Below are 13,328 nucleotides of genomic sequence, written 5' to 3'. Positions count from 1 at the left end.
CCAATCCTGTGTCCCCCTTCCCCGAGGAGTCAATGATGTCGGTCGGCCTGCTCGCGGTGGTGGACGACATCCTGACCGCAGCCCTGAAGGCGAGCGCGAAGACCGCTGGTGTCGTGATCGACGATGCCGCGGTGACCCCGCAGTACGTGCAGGGGCTCTCGCCCGCCCGCGAGCTGCCGGTGGTGCGCAACATCGCGCTGGGGAGCCTGTTCAACAAGTTCATCATCATCATCCCGGCAGCCCTGCTGCTCACGGCGTTCGCACCCTGGGTGCTGCCGTTCCTGCTGATCATCGGCGGCACGTATCTCTGCTTCGAGGGCGCGGAGAAGGTGCTCGAGTGGTTCGGGCTGCATCACGGGCCCGACGCCTCGGAGGAGGGCGCGCGCGACGAGCGCAAGCTGGTGTTCGGCGCGATCCGCACCGACCTCATCCTGAGCACCGAGATCATGCTGATCGCCCTCGACAGCCTCGAGACGGGCCTCGGATTCTGGGGGACGCTGGGAGCGCTCGCCGTGATCGCGCTCGGGATGACCGCGCTCGTCTACGGCGCGGTGGCGCTGCTCGTGAAGATCGACGACATCGGTCTCCAGATGATGAAGAACCCGGCGCGGAAGGTGCGACGCACCGGTGTCCGGATCGTCGCCTCGATGCCCGCGGTCTTCCGCGTGATCAGCGTGGTCGGCACGGTCGCGATGCTCTGGGTGGGCGGCCACCTCGTGGTGGCGAACCTGGCCGACACGCTCTGGACCGGCCCCTACGATCTGCTGCACGTCGTCACCCACGCGATCGAGGCCGCCGGCCCCGTGGTGGTGTGGCTCGCCGACACCGTGTACTCGGCCGTGTTCGGGATGCTGCTCGGGCTCGTCGTCGTCGGGATCGTGCTGGGGATCTCGCGGCTCCTCCGCCGCAGCTCCACCGCGACGACCGCCGCGCACTGAGGCGCGGATCGGGCGTCGCGCCCGCCGTCGTCGTGGTACTTCCGTCAGTGTCGGTGGTGCATGGTTGAGTTTCTCTCATGGAAGCGATGCGAGGCGAACTCGGCCGGGGGCCCCGGTTCGAGGCTCCGCGCGCGCTCCATCCGAGTGTCGTCCGCGTCCGGCGCGGGCAGGAACGGCTCCTGAGCCGCCTGGAGCACCTTCATCGCCAGGCGGCCGCGCTCGAGGCGGAGCGGATGCGCGTCCTGGCCGAGTATGCGGTCCTCACCGACCGAGGAGCGGCGCTGCTGCACCCTGACCGGCCGGCGGAGGGCAGGGCGATGGAGCGCCGCTCGATGGCGGCGGAGATCGCGACCGCGCTCCGTGTGTCCGAGAAGAGCGTGCACGCCGACACGGGCGACGCCGAGACCCTCGTGCGCGAGCTGCCGGCCACCCTCGAAGCGCTGAGCTCCGGCACGATCTCTCGCCAGCACGCGAGGAAGATCGTGACCCAGGCCTGCTCCCTCCCCGAGGGAGCGCCCCGTGCCGCATTCGAGGCCGCGGTGCTCCCCCTGGCGCAGACGCTGAATCCTTCGCGCTTCCACACGACGGCCACTCGGCTGCGGGAGCGCCTGCACCCCGAGTCGATCACGGTACGGACCAGGCAGGCGTTCGAGGAGCGCTCCGTCTGGCTCGAACCAGGGTGGGACGGGATGGCGTCGCTGCACCTCACCACCTCGGCCGAGAACGTCTACGCCATCGAGCAGCGCCTCGACGCGCATGCCCGGGCGTTGAACACCGCCGACGAGGAGCGCACGATCGGGCAGCTGCGGGTCGATGCCGCGGTCGATCTGCTGTTGGGCGGGCCAGCGGCCACGCTCGGCGCCGTCCCGGTCGCACTCATGGTGACGGTGCCCGCCCTGACGCTCGCCGGCGCACGCTCAGCGGATGCGGGCCCTGCGGATGCGAGCCCTGCGGATGCGGGAAGCGAGCAGGAGCCGGGCATCCTCACCGGATACGGCCCGATCTGTCCGGACACCGCCCGGCGGTTGGCCGGCCTCTCCCCCACCTTCACCCGCGTCCTGACGCGTCCCGATACCGGCGACATCGTCTCCGTCGGGCGCGAGTCGTACCGCGTCCCGGCGGCGATGCGCCGACGCCTCCGCCTCGAGGATGAGATCTGCCGTTTCCCCGGCTGCGGCCGCCCCGCCTCGGCGTGCGACGCCGACCACACGATCGACTGGCAGTACGACGGCGACACCGCCACCACCAACCTCAGCCACCTGTGCCGCGGCCACCACCGCCTGAAGCAGGCCACCGGCTGGGATGTCACCCAAGACGACGACCGCACCCTCACCTGGGTCAGCCCCCTCGGCCGCACCGCCGAGACCCACCCGGCGGCCCGGGCCCTCCTCGAGGGCGCCCGCCGAGCCCGCGAGACCCTGGAGCGCATCCGCAACACCTCGCCGCCGACCGGCCCGCCACCCTACTGACGCACCGGCCACCCCGGCGCCGCCCCTCACCTCTGACCGCTGCCCGGCCGAGTCACATCGGGCCGCCCTCGGCGAGAGGTGGCGGTGAGGCATGCCCAGAGGCGATGTCGAAACACCTCGAGCCACTGCGAGGATGAACACATGGACATCACCGCAGCCCAACAGGATGTTCGCCGCGTCTACCGGGGCGGCTTCGCGGGGCCGCTCGTGTCGGCGGTGGTCTGGACAGCGGCATCGGCTGTTGCTCAGTGGTGGTCGGTCTCCGCCGCCATGGCCGTGCTGTTCTTCGGTGGAATGCTGATCTTTCCCCTCAGCTCGCTCGTCCTCAAGGCGATGCGAGGGCCGGCACTCCTTCCCAAGGGACACCCGTCCAACGCACTCGCGACACAGGTGGCCCTCACCGTGCCGCTCGGACTGCTCGTGGCGATCGCACTCGGCAGCGTCGCACCGTCTCTGTTCCTCCCCGCCTCTCTCGTCATCGTGGGCGCCCACTACCTGATGTTCATCTCCCTCTACGGGATGCGCGTCTATGCCGTCCTGGCCAGTGCGCTCGTCGGCATCGGGGGCCTCGCACTCTTCGCCGTGCCCTCCCTGCGTGACGCCAGCGGGTGGATCGGCGCCACCGTCCTGCTCGTGTCGGCCGTTCTCGTCTACCGCGCCCATCGTGCCGAGAGCAGCACACCCCGGCCCGGTGAGAATGAGGACATGAACTCCCCCAGCACGCCCCGCCGCCCCGACGTCACGGAGGTCGACATCATCGGCGGCCCCGAGCGCCTCGAGGTCGAGCTCCAGGAGTACGACGCCCGCTGGCCGGAGACGTTCCTCGCACACCGGGAGCGCATCCGCGAAGCGCTCGGGTCGACAGCGGTCGGCATCGAGCACATCGGCTCCACGGCCGTCCCGGGCCTGGCGGCGAAGCCCATCGTCGACATCCTCGTCACTGTCGACGACATCACCGCCGAGGAGGACTACCTCGAGCCGCTCCTCGCGGCGGGATACGTGCTCCGCGTCCGCGAGCCGCGTCACCGGCTCGTCCGCACACCGAGCCGCGACGCGCATGTGCACGTCTACGCGCACGATGATCCCGCGGTCGAGGACTACCTGCTCCTGCGCGATCGTCTTCGCACGCACCCCACCGATCGCGCGCTCTACGAGCAGACGAAGCGAGCGCTCCTCGAGAGGCGGTGGGACGACATGAACGACTACGCGGACGCGAAGACCGACGTCATCGTCGGCATCCGCACCCGCGCGAGGATCGCCGCACGAGCGAACGCGCGAGACGCGGATCCGGCAGCGGCCCGCGACCTTCCCTAGTCAGGCCGAGACGCCTCCCGCTCCCCACCGTTCCAGCGCCTCCACCGCCTCGCGCAACGCGAGCCCGCGCTCCGTCAGGGCGTACGCCCGCGTATTGTGCTTGAGCGGCAGGCGGATCAGCACCCCCGCCTCCTCGAGCTCCCGCAACCGAGTGGCGAGGATGTTCGTCCCGACCCCGAGATCGCGCTGCAGATCGCCGTACCGCTGCGGCCCGTCGAGCAGCCGACGCACGATGAGCAGCGCCCACCGCGGACCGACGATCTCGAGCGCGGCGGCGAGGTCGCTCACGGAGCAGATGCGGCGTCCGGCTTCATCCAGAACGGCGAGTAGTGGTAGCCGTCCGGGTCGTCGAACTGGCGCTGGTACATGAACGGGTAGTCGTCGGTGTCGCCGACCCGGCCGCCGGCGGCCGCCGCACGCTCGACCATCTCGTCGACTGCCTCACGGCTGTCGAGGTCGAACGACACGGTGACCTTCGAGGGTGTGTCTGGGCCGCCGATCAACTCCTCCACTCCCCCGACGCTCGCGTACATCTCGCGACTGCCCAGCATCACGTACTGGTCGGGGGCGATCGCGAAGCACGACACGTTGTGGTCGGACATCTCGGCGTTGAGGGTCCAGCCGAGGGCCGTGTAGAAGGCGGTGGCCCGGTCGACGCTCTCGACGGGGCAGGTGATGAAGAGGCTCATGACGCTGATACTTCCAAAAGTGAAGTGCGTCGTCAAGCCCCGTCACGCTGCCGGAGGGACACCACCATGCCCCGGAGGATCCGGCGCGCCTCGGAGCGCTCGGCCTCGGTCAGCCCGCTCAGCATCCGCTCCTCCACCGACCGCACGGCGGCCGAGGCCTTCTCGAGACTGCGCCGACCGCGGGGGGTGAGCCGGGTGGGCAGCACCTTGCCCACCGCCGCCTCGGGAGACCGCTCCACGATCCCGTCACGCTCCAGCGCCTGAAGCAGCACGTTCATCGACTGCCGCGTGACGAACGCCCCCCGCGCCAGCTCCGAGTTCGACAGACCAGGCCGCTGCGACAGGAGCTCGAGACACGAGTAGTGCGTGACCGTCATGCCCAGCGGGCGGAGCACCTCCTCCATCTCGGCGCGCAGCACACTCGAGACCTCCTTGACGAGATACCCCAACGACGTCTTCAGCTCGATCCCGCGTCCGTCTTGCGTCATGTCAGTATTCTGACATACACTAGATGGTGTCAGATAACTGACACATTCGAACCGAGGAGATCCCCATGCCCGTCACCGGCCCCGACTTCGTCTCGCTGCAGGTCCGCGATCTCGACGCATCCCAGGCGTTCTACGAGAAGTACCTGGGGCTCGTGCGCTCCCCCGCCGGCCCGCCCCACGCCGTCGTGTTCCAGACGACACCCATCGCCTTCGCGCTCCGCGACATCGTCCCCGGCACCGACCTCGACGGCGCCGACCGCCCCGGGATCGGCGCGGCGATCTGGCTCCACGCCACCGGCGTGCAGGAGATCCACGATGCACTCGCGGCCGACGGCCACGCCATCGTCGCCGACCCCATCGACGGGCCGTTCGGGCGCACCTTCACCTTCGCCGACCCCGACGGATACCACGTCACGCTGCACGACCGAGCCTGACGACGAGGGGAGGCGCCTGACGACGAGGGGCAGGGCCTGACAGGGCCCGGCTCCCGAGGGTATCCTCTGCCGCATGTGCAGGAACATCCGGATGCTCCACAACTTCGACCCGCCGACGAACGACGACGAGGTGCGGGAGGCGGCGCTCCAGTTCGTCCGCAAGGTGAGCGGCTCGACGCGCCCCTCCCGCGCGAACACCGCCGCCTTCGACCAGGCGGTCGACGAGATCGCCGCGGCGACACGACGGCTGCTCGACGGGCTGGTGACGAACGCACCGCCGCACGATCGCGAACGCGAGGCGCTGAAGGGCCGCGAGCGTCACGAGAAGCGCATGGAGCGCGAGGTCCGCATCCGGACCGCCACGGCCTGAGGCCGCAGCGCCCAGCGCGGACGACCTCGGGTGAGGCGGCGTGACGACGTCGGGTCAGGCGCGCTGCGACGTCAGGTCAGGCGCGCGGCGACATCGGGTCAGGCGGCGTGACGACCGGGCCGGGAGAACGCGGCGACCGCGACCGGCGCCTTCGCCAGGGCCTCCTCGGCGCGCTCCTCACTGACGCCGAGGCGCTCGACCAGCACACGGCGGGCCGGCGCCACGTCGCCCGACTTCAGCGCACTCCAGGCGGCGTCGGCCTCGGCAGAGAATCCCGGCCCAGGCGGAGTGCTCACGCCGAGTCGATCGGCGAGCTCCTGCACGGTCGTCGCGCCGTAGGCCTCCGCCACCGCGGCGGGCAGCCCCTGCGCCCCCAGCTCTCCCAGATCCATACGTGCTCCTGTCTCCGGACCCCGGTGCGGGATGCCTGTCGCCAGTGTGCCACAGCCACCGCACCGGATCGCGGCACCAGCTGGGTGGCCTTCCGCGGGCCGTCAGATCGTGGCGACCGACCCCGCATCGACCCGGTAGTTCGACCCGTTCACGAACGAGGCGCGATCGGAGCAGAGGAACACGATGACGTTCGCGACCTCCTCCGGCTCTCCGCGACGCTTGAGCTCGAGGTGGGGCCGTTCCTCGTCGAGGAACGACTCGATCGCCTCGTCCACCGGCACCCCGAGTTGGTCGCTGCGCTTCTGCATCATCACATCCGTCATCGGAGTGCGGATGAAGGCCGGCGACACCGCGTTCACCAGCAGCCCCTCGAGGGCGTAGGAGCGCGAGAGCCCCTTGGCCAGCGCGAGGACTCCGGCCTTGGCGGAGCAGTACGGCAGCTCGTCGTCGTACGGCTGCACCGCGTCCTCCGAGACGAGATAGACGAGGCGGCCCCACCCGCCGGACCGGAGGTCGGGCAGGAACTCGCGCGTCAGCCGCACCGGACCCATCAGGTCGGTCTCGAGCGTCGACGTCCATCCCTCGTCGTCGATCTCGTGGAAGAGACCCTGAGCCCCGGTCACCCCGGAGGACTGCACGAGGATGTCGATGGTACCCACCGCCTCCGCCACCCGTCGATGGAGCTCAGCGAGAGCCTCGACGTCGGTGACGTCGGCGGCGAAAGCGAACAGCCGCCCGGCGGGCGCGTCCAGCTCGGCCGCCGCCGCGTCGAGCTGTGACTGCTCCCTGTCGGAGAGGACGACCGTCGCCCCCTCCGACAGCAGCAGTCGAGCGGTATGCCAGCCGATGCCGGAGTCGCCACCCGTCACGAGGGCGACGCGGCCGGAGAGACCGAGATCCATCGTGCGCTCCCGTCAGTGGGTGGGCGTGCCGCCCGTGACGGCGATGGTCTCGCCGCTGATGTAGCTGGCCTCCTGCGAGGCGAGCAGCACGAACGGCGGAGCGAGCTCGACCGGCTGCCCGGGGCGACCGTAGGCGGCCTCGCTGCCGAACGACTCGATCTTCTCGTTCGGCACGAACGCGGGCTGCAGCGGCGTCCACACCGGTCCGGGGGCGACACCGTTGACGCGGATGCCGCGCTCCGCGAGCTGCTGGGCCATCGCCCGGGTCCAGTTCACGATGCCCGCCTTTGACACCGCGTACTCGGCGAGCTGCGGCGACGGGACGTAGCCCTGGATGCTGGCGCAGGTGATGATCGCCGCACCCGGCTTCAGGTGCGGAGAGGCCGCCTTGGTCGTCCAGAACAGGGGGTAGATGTTCGTCTTCAGCACGTGGTCGAGCGTCTCGGTCTGGAAGTCGTCGATGCTGTCGACCGTGGGCATGGTCCCCGCGATGAGGGCGAGGATGTCGATGCCGCCGAGCTCGTCGACAGCGGTCTCGACGAGAGCGACGTTCGCCTGTTCGTCCTGCAGGTCGCCGGGCTGGAGGACCGCCTTGCGTCCGGCCTCGCGCACGAGCGCGGCGACCTCCTCGGCCTGCTCCTGCTCCTCGGGCAGGTACGACAGCACGACGTCGGCCCCCTCACGCGCGTAGGCGATGGCCACGGCCCGGCCGATGCCCGAGTCGGCGCCCGTGACGATCGCCTTGCGTCCCTCGAGACGGCCCTTGCCGACGTAGCTCTTCTCGCCGTGGTCGGGCTTCGGGTCCATCTCGTGGATGTCGCCGGGGCCGCTCTGCTGCTGGGCGGGGAACGGCGGGCCGGGGTACTGGTGGATGGGATCCTGGGCGTCGTACATGGAAGGCATGCGACTTACCGTACGTCGGGCCACCGCGACCGGCCACGGGGGTTGCGAAGGCTGCGAATCCGCCCCACTGCTGCGCGCATCCCCTTGCCGGAACCCGCCCTGAGGGGCATTGCGCACACGAGTACGAGCGTCAGTGCACGATCGCCAGCGTCAGCGCTCGAGCGTCAGTGCACGAGCGCGAGGACGACCGTCGCGAGGGGGATCATGATCGCGACCGCGAGGAGACCCATCAGCGCGAAGCGCCCCCACCGCACGGTGACGCCGAGCGACACCACGCGGTCGTGCCACAGCAGCGTCGCGAGCGACGCCCACGGGCTCACCAACGGTCCCAGGTTCACGCCGATGAGGAGCGCCATCAGCCGAAGCGGATCGCCGGCCGCCTGCGGCTCGAGCACGAGGTAGGCCGGCAGGTTGTTGATGCCGTTCGCGCCGAGCGCGCCGAGAGCCGCCAACCTCAGCAGGTCGAGCGGGCCGGTCCCGGTGCCCGCGACGCTGGCGAGGAGGTCCTCGAGCCCGTGGGCGTGGGCCGTCTCGACCAGGACGAACAGCGCCAGCGCGATGCCGAGCGCGTTCCACGGGATGAGGCCGACGCGGATCACCGAACGACGCCTCACCGCGAAGAGCACGAGGAGCACGACGGCGGCGATCGACGCCGGGATCCACACCTCGGTGGTGATGACGAGCATCGGCAGGAGGACGACGGTGACGACGGCCGACACGACGAGCAGCACCCGGTCGTCGGCCGGCTCGACGGGAGCCACCGTGTACGACCCGGTCAACGAGCGGCGGTACAGGATGCTGAGCAGCACCACGGGCACCGCGATGCCGATGAGCGCCGGCGCCCAGCTCAGCGCGAGGAACGCGCCCGCTCCCCCGCCGATCCTGTCGGTGGCCAGCAGGTTGGTGAGGTTCGAGACGGGCAGCAGCAGCGACGCCGTGTTCGCCAGCCACACAGCGGCGAGCGCGAACGGGATCGGCGAGATCCCCACCCGCTGGGCGAGGAGCACGACCACCGGCGTGACGAGCACGGCCGTGGTGTCGAGCGACAGGAACGCCGTGCTGAGCACCGCGAGGACGATCACCGACGCCCAGAGCGCCACCACGCGTCCGCGACCCCACCGCCCCATGCGCTCGGCGAGCGCCTCGAAGACGCCGGCCTCGCTCCCGAGCTCGGCCACGATCGTGATCGCCACGACGAAGCCGAGCACGGGCGCGATGCGCGCGATCAGCGCCCCGGTGTCGGGAGGCGGGAGGAAGCCGGTCGCAACGCAGACGACGGCGAGCGCGAGCAGCGCGATCGTGATGATCGGGCCCACTCGCCGGGGGGCGGGTCGAGTCTCTATATCGCGATTCTAGGTCGACCTCGGCCCGCCCGGATCACAGCAGCCTGGGTGCGCCACCGGCCGTCACGGAGTGAGGACAACCTTGATGCAGCCGTCCTCCTTCTCCTTAAACACGTCGTACATGCGAGCGGCCTCCTCCAGCGGCACGCGATGCGTGACGAGGTCGGTGACGCCGAGCGGGTCGGCCGGGTCCTCCACCAGGGGCAGCAGCTCGTCGCGCCAGCGGTGCACGTTGCACTGCCCCATCCGGATCGTGAGTCCCTTGTCGAACATCGTCATGAGCGGCATCGGATCGGCGGCGCCCGCGTAGACACCGCTCAGCGAGACCGTTCCGCCACGGCGGACCGAGTCGAGTGCGAGCATCAGGGCGGCGAGACGGTCGACGCCCACCGTGGTGGCCGCCTTCTTCGCGAGTGGATCGGGCAGGAGTCCAGCCGCGAACTGAGCGAACGCCGCGCCAGGATTGCCGTGCGCTTCCATGCCCACGGCATCCACCACCGCATCGGGACCGCGACCGTCGGTCGCCTCACGGAGGCGGTCGAGCACGTCGTCGGTGAGGTCGAGCACCTCGACGCCGTGTCGCTCCGCCATGGCACGGCGCTCGGGGACCGGGTCGACCGCGATCACCCGGTGTCCGAGGTGCACACCGATGCGGGCGGCGAACTGCCCCACCGGGCCGAGGCCGATGACGGCGAGCACATCGCCCTGCTCCAGCCCCGCGTACTGCACCCCCTGCCAGGCGGTCGGCAGGATGTCGCTGAGGAACAGGTAGCGCTCATCCGGCAGGTCGTGGCCGACCTTCTGGGCGTTGAAGTCGGCGAAGGGCACCCGCAGGCGCTCCGCCTGCCCGCCGGGCACCGAGCCGTAGAGCTCGGTATAGCCGTAGAGCGAGGCGCCCGTGCCGCTGGCGCGGTTCTGGGTGGTCTCGCACTGCGTCGTCAACCCCCGTCGGCACATGTAGCAGTGGCCGCAGGCGATGACGAACGGGATGACCACGCGGTCTCCAGGGACGAGCGTCGTGACGCCCTCCCCCACCTCCTCGACGATGCCCATCGGCTCGTGGCCGAGCACGTCGCCCTTCGACAGGAACGGTCCCAGCACGTCGTACAGGTGGAGATCGGATCCGCAGATCGCCGTGGACGTGATCCGGATGACCACGTCGCCCGGATCCTGGATCACCGGATCCGGGACCTCCTCGACGCGGACCTTCATCGTTCCCTGCCAGGTGAGAGCTCTCATGCTCCCGGCCTACCCGGACCGGGAGCACGTCGCGAGCAGGTTGCCCGCGGAGCTCGGCGGGGGTAGGCGCGGGTCAGTGCGCGGCGAGCTGCGGGTAGAGCGCGCGGACGGGAGCCGACAGCGCCGACCGCACGTCGCGGCTCACCTGGTCGGCGAGCACCTCGTCCTCACCCGCGGCGACCGCATCCCAGATGGCCGACACGATGTCGGCGGGATCGTTCTTCTCGACCTCGACGTCGGCGATCATCGGGGTGTCGGTGTACCCCAGGTGCGCGCCCACGACCAGCGTGCCCTGGGGCGCGAGCTCGACGCGGAGCGAGTTCGTGATCGACCAGAGCGCCGCCTTCGAAGCGGAGTACCCACCCGCGATGGCGAGCCAGCTGAGCACCGAGTGCACGTCGACGAGCGCCCCTCCCCCTCGCGAGGACAGCACCGGAGCGAAGGCCTTCGCGACACGGAGCGCCCCGAACACGTTGGTGGCGAACACACGCTCGACGTCGTCGACCGTGGCGTCGAGCAGCGACGACGTGCCCCCGACACCGGCGTTGTTGATCACGATGTCGACGTCGGACGCGGTGCTCGCCGCGGCGGCGACGCTCGCGTCGTCGGTGACGTCGAGGGCCAGGGGCACGACCCGCGCTTCCGCCCACGCCTGGGGCCGCCGTGCCGTGGCGTAGGCGCGCGCCGCACCGCGATCGAGTGCCTGCTCGACGAAGTGCCGACCGAGTCCGCCGTTCGCGCCGGTGACGAGCACCGTCTTCCCGGAGATGTCCATGATGTGCTCCCTGGTGAGCTCTGCACCCAGCATCCTGCTGAGTTCGGAATCCAGACTCTACGACATCGCAGTCTGCTTGTCGAACCCAACTATGCTGAAAGCATGCTCGGCATCCTCGGCGGCGACGACCGCTGCCCCATCGCCCGCTCGCTCGACGTGCTCGGCGAGAAGTGGACGCTGATGATCGTGCGCGACGCCCTCGCCGGCGCCACCCGCTTCGGCCAGTTCCACGACTCGCTCGGCATCCCCCGCGAGGTCCTCACGGCGCGGCTCGGCAGCCTCGTCGACGGCGGAGTGCTCGAGCGGCGCTCCTACAAGCCGGAGACGGGCCGCACACACGAGGAGTATGTGCTCACCGAGGCCGGCCGCGACCTGGCCCTCGTCCTGCTCGCACTCGGCGGCTGGGCCGATCGGCACCGGCCCGCCGAGGAGCGGCCCCTGCTGAGCTTCGTCGACGCCGAGTCGGGACGTCCGCTCACCGCGGTGGCGGCGATCGCGGGCGTGGACGGGCACGAGGGCGGGATCGTCGACCGCGACCGGATCGCGGCACGACTGACGCGGGGCGTCGAGCATCTGGCTCCCTGAGCCGTTCTGCCGGATGATGGGCCCATGGCTCACACCGTCGACTTCGTCACCGTCTCCACCGCCGGGCTCGAGTCATCGCCGGTCGCCGATGCGCTCGCGGGGCTCCGGGCGAACGAGGCGCGCTACTTCCGCACCAAGTACGACCACGTCTTCACGACCTCACCCGCCGACGAGGTCCCCGAGATCGTCGACTGGGTGCACGGCATCCTCGACGACGAGCGCGACCTCGAGATCGCGTCGCGACCCCTCGAGGCGACGGAGTTCGTGGTCGACGGCATCCGCATGGCCTACGTGTTCTACGAGAGCGGGCTCTCGATCAATGTGATGTACACGCTCGAGGAGGGCGGGAAGCGCGCGGTCGGGTTCAAGCTCTCCGACGGCATGGAGGTGCCGGAGGAGCTGGCGTCGCGCTTCAGGTTCGCCCGTCAGCGATCGAAGCTCGCGGGCACGATCCGCGGCTCGTTCTTCGTGATCAAGCACGAGCACTGAGCGGGCACGAGCACTGAGCATCCCGCACCCGATGATCGCCGCGGTCTCCTGGTGGGACCGGCATCAGGTCGCCGTCCCTCTCGCCGCGCTCGGCCTCGGCGCCGTCGTCGGGCTCCTCGCGCCGAGCGCGGCCCCCGCGCTGTCGCTCACGATCACACCGATCCTCGGCCTGCTGCTGTTCGCGACGTTCGTCGGCGTGCCGTTGCTACGGCTCGCGCGCTCGTTCCTCGACGTGCGGTTCCTGGTCACCGTGCTGATTCTCGACTTCGTCGTCGCGCCACTGGCGGCCTTCGCGCTCTCGAGGGGGGTGGTCGACGACCGCGGGCTGCTGCTGGGTGTGCTGCTCGTGCTGCTCACCCCGTGCGTCGACTACGTCGTGGTGTTCACCGGCCTCGCCGGAGGCGACAGGGCGAGGCTGCTCGCGTGCACGCCCCTGGTGATGCTGCTGCAGATCGTGCTGCTGCCGGGCTACCTCGCGCTCTTCGCCGGCGCCGACGCCACCGCCGACCTCGACCTCGCGCCGTTCATCGAGGCGTTCCTCCTGCTCATCGCCCTGCCCCTCGCCGCGGCCGCCGTCGTGCAGGCGCTGACGAGCAGGATGCGGTCCGCCGCCGTCGTCGAGAGGGCATCGACCGGCGCGATGGTCCCGCTCATGGCGCTCACCCTCGCGGTGGTCGTCGCCTCGCAGATCGCCGCGGTGGGGACCGCGGTCGGCACCCTGGTCAGGCTGATCCCTCTCTACATCGTGTTCCTCGGCGCCATGGTGGCGGTGGGACTCGTCGTCGCCCGGATCGCGCGGCTCGACACTCCGAGCGCCCGTGCGGTGACCTTCAGCGGGGCCACCCGCAACTCGCTCGTCGTGCTCCCCCTCGCGCTCGCCCTGCCGCCGTCACTCGGCATCGCCGCGCTCGCCGTGGTGACCCAGACCCTCGTCGAGCTGGTCGGGATGGTGCTGCTGGTCGGGCTGTTCCGCCGACGCGATCGGCTCGACGACTAG

Annotated in this window: 17 protein-coding genes; 8 read left to right on the top strand and 9 right to left on the bottom strand. The window is 70.6% G+C overall.

All coding sequences use genetic code 11. The features are described from left to right. Positions 1-35: 35 nt before the first annotated feature. From ACFJGV_RS01540 to ACFJGV_RS01530, 3 genes are all read left to right on the top strand, one after another. Positions 36-938, top strand: a complete 903-nt coding sequence (locus ACFJGV_RS01540; RefSeq protein WP_378146300.1) for a DUF808 domain-containing protein — start codon at positions 36-38, stop codon at positions 936-938. Between the two features lie 77 nt (positions 939-1,015). Then, complete coding sequence (locus ACFJGV_RS01535) at positions 1,016-2,407, top strand: DUF222 domain-containing protein (RefSeq protein ID WP_378146298.1); 1,392 nt, start codon at positions 1,016-1,018, stop codon at positions 2,405-2,407. Positions 2,408-2,548: 141 nt separating this feature from the next. Continuing rightward, positions 2,549-3,721, top strand: a complete 1,173-nt coding sequence (locus ACFJGV_RS01530; protein WP_378146296.1) for a GrpB family protein — start codon at positions 2,549-2,551, stop codon at positions 3,719-3,721. Here the strand turns inward: ACFJGV_RS01530 and ACFJGV_RS01525 are convergent, their stop codons facing one another. The 3 genes from ACFJGV_RS01525 to ACFJGV_RS01515 are packed head-to-tail and all read right to left on the bottom strand — an operon-like array spanning position 3,722 to position 4,898. Further along, entirely contained in the window at positions 3,722-4,009 is a 288-nt protein-coding gene (locus tag ACFJGV_RS01525) for a winged helix-turn-helix transcriptional regulator (RefSeq protein ID WP_378146294.1), read from the bottom strand. After that, positions 4,006-4,410, bottom strand: coding sequence for a VOC family protein (locus ACFJGV_RS01520; protein WP_378146292.1), 405 nt, complete (start codon positions 4,408-4,410; stop codon positions 4,006-4,008). The genes ACFJGV_RS01525 and ACFJGV_RS01520 overlap by 4 nt, the downstream gene beginning before the upstream one ends. A 32-nt stretch (positions 4,411-4,442) precedes the next feature. Beyond that, on the bottom strand, positions 4,443-4,898 hold the full coding sequence (locus ACFJGV_RS01515) for a MarR family winged helix-turn-helix transcriptional regulator (RefSeq protein ID WP_378146290.1): 456 nt from the start codon (positions 4,896-4,898) through the stop codon (positions 4,443-4,445). Positions 4,899-4,963: 65 nt separating this feature from the next. Between ACFJGV_RS01515 and ACFJGV_RS01510 the strand changes: the two genes are divergently transcribed. Next, entirely contained in the window at positions 4,964-5,332 is a 369-nt protein-coding gene (locus ACFJGV_RS01510; RefSeq protein ID WP_378146288.1) for a VOC family protein, read from the top strand. Between the two features lie 73 nt (positions 5,333-5,405). Beyond that, positions 5,406-5,702 (top strand): DUF2277 domain-containing protein, encoded by a 297-nt coding sequence (locus tag ACFJGV_RS01505; RefSeq protein ID WP_378146286.1) that lies wholly within the window; start codon positions 5,406-5,408, stop codon positions 5,700-5,702. A 98-nt stretch (positions 5,703-5,800) separates the two neighbouring features. Here ACFJGV_RS01505 and ACFJGV_RS01500 read toward each other — a convergent pair whose 3' ends face one another. From ACFJGV_RS01500 to ACFJGV_RS01475, 6 genes are all read right to left on the bottom strand, one after another. Then, the gene (locus tag ACFJGV_RS01500; protein WP_378146284.1) at positions 5,801-6,094 is read right to left on the bottom strand and encodes a hypothetical protein; all 294 of its coding nucleotides are present in this window, start codon (positions 6,092-6,094) and stop codon (positions 5,801-5,803) included. A gap of 102 nt (positions 6,095-6,196) precedes the next feature. Continuing rightward, a complete protein-coding gene (locus tag ACFJGV_RS01495; RefSeq protein ID WP_378146282.1) occupies positions 6,197-6,997 on the bottom strand; it encodes an SDR family NAD(P)-dependent oxidoreductase in 801 nt (266 codons plus the stop codon). A gap of 12 nt (positions 6,998-7,009) precedes the next feature. Next, complete coding sequence (locus tag ACFJGV_RS01490) at positions 7,010-7,900, bottom strand: SDR family oxidoreductase (protein WP_378146280.1); 891 nt, start codon at positions 7,898-7,900, stop codon at positions 7,010-7,012. 164 nt (positions 7,901-8,064) lie between these two features. Further along, the gene (locus ACFJGV_RS01485) at positions 8,065-9,216 is read right to left on the bottom strand and encodes an SLC13 family permease (RefSeq protein WP_378146278.1); all 1,152 of its coding nucleotides are present in this window, start codon (positions 9,214-9,216) and stop codon (positions 8,065-8,067) included. 90 nt (positions 9,217-9,306) lie between these two features. Next, the gene (locus ACFJGV_RS01480; protein ID WP_378146277.1) at positions 9,307-10,482 is read right to left on the bottom strand and encodes a zinc-dependent alcohol dehydrogenase; all 1,176 of its coding nucleotides are present in this window, start codon (positions 10,480-10,482) and stop codon (positions 9,307-9,309) included. 73 nt (positions 10,483-10,555) lie between these two features. After that, entirely contained in the window at positions 10,556-11,257 is a 702-nt protein-coding gene (locus ACFJGV_RS01475) for an SDR family oxidoreductase (RefSeq protein ID WP_378146275.1), read from the bottom strand. 102 nt (positions 11,258-11,359) lie between these two features. Between ACFJGV_RS01475 and ACFJGV_RS01470 the strand changes: the two genes are divergently transcribed. From ACFJGV_RS01470 to ACFJGV_RS01460, 3 genes are read left to right on the top strand one after another with little or no spacing between them, the layout of a single operon-like run. Beyond that, positions 11,360-11,842 carry a winged helix-turn-helix transcriptional regulator gene (locus ACFJGV_RS01470; protein WP_378146273.1) on the top strand — a complete coding sequence of 161 codons (483 nt, stop codon included), beginning with the start codon at positions 11,360-11,362 and terminating at the stop codon, positions 11,840-11,842. A gap of 24 nt (positions 11,843-11,866) precedes the next feature. Next, positions 11,867-12,331: a phage tail protein gene (locus tag ACFJGV_RS01465; protein ID WP_378146271.1), complete on the top strand. Its 465-nt coding sequence runs from the start codon at positions 11,867-11,869 to the stop codon at positions 12,329-12,331. 31 nt (positions 12,332-12,362) lie between these two features. Further along, entirely contained in the window at positions 12,363-13,328 is a 966-nt protein-coding gene (locus ACFJGV_RS01460; protein ID WP_378146269.1) for an arsenic resistance protein, read from the top strand.

It is taken from the genome of Cnuibacter sp. UC19_7 (genome assembly GCF_042699995.1).
Lineage (GTDB): Bacteria > Actinomycetota > Actinomycetes > Actinomycetales > Microbacteriaceae > Cnuibacter.
Note: the sequence above shows the minus strand (reverse complement) of the source record. Positions and strands in the feature narration are given on the sequence as shown.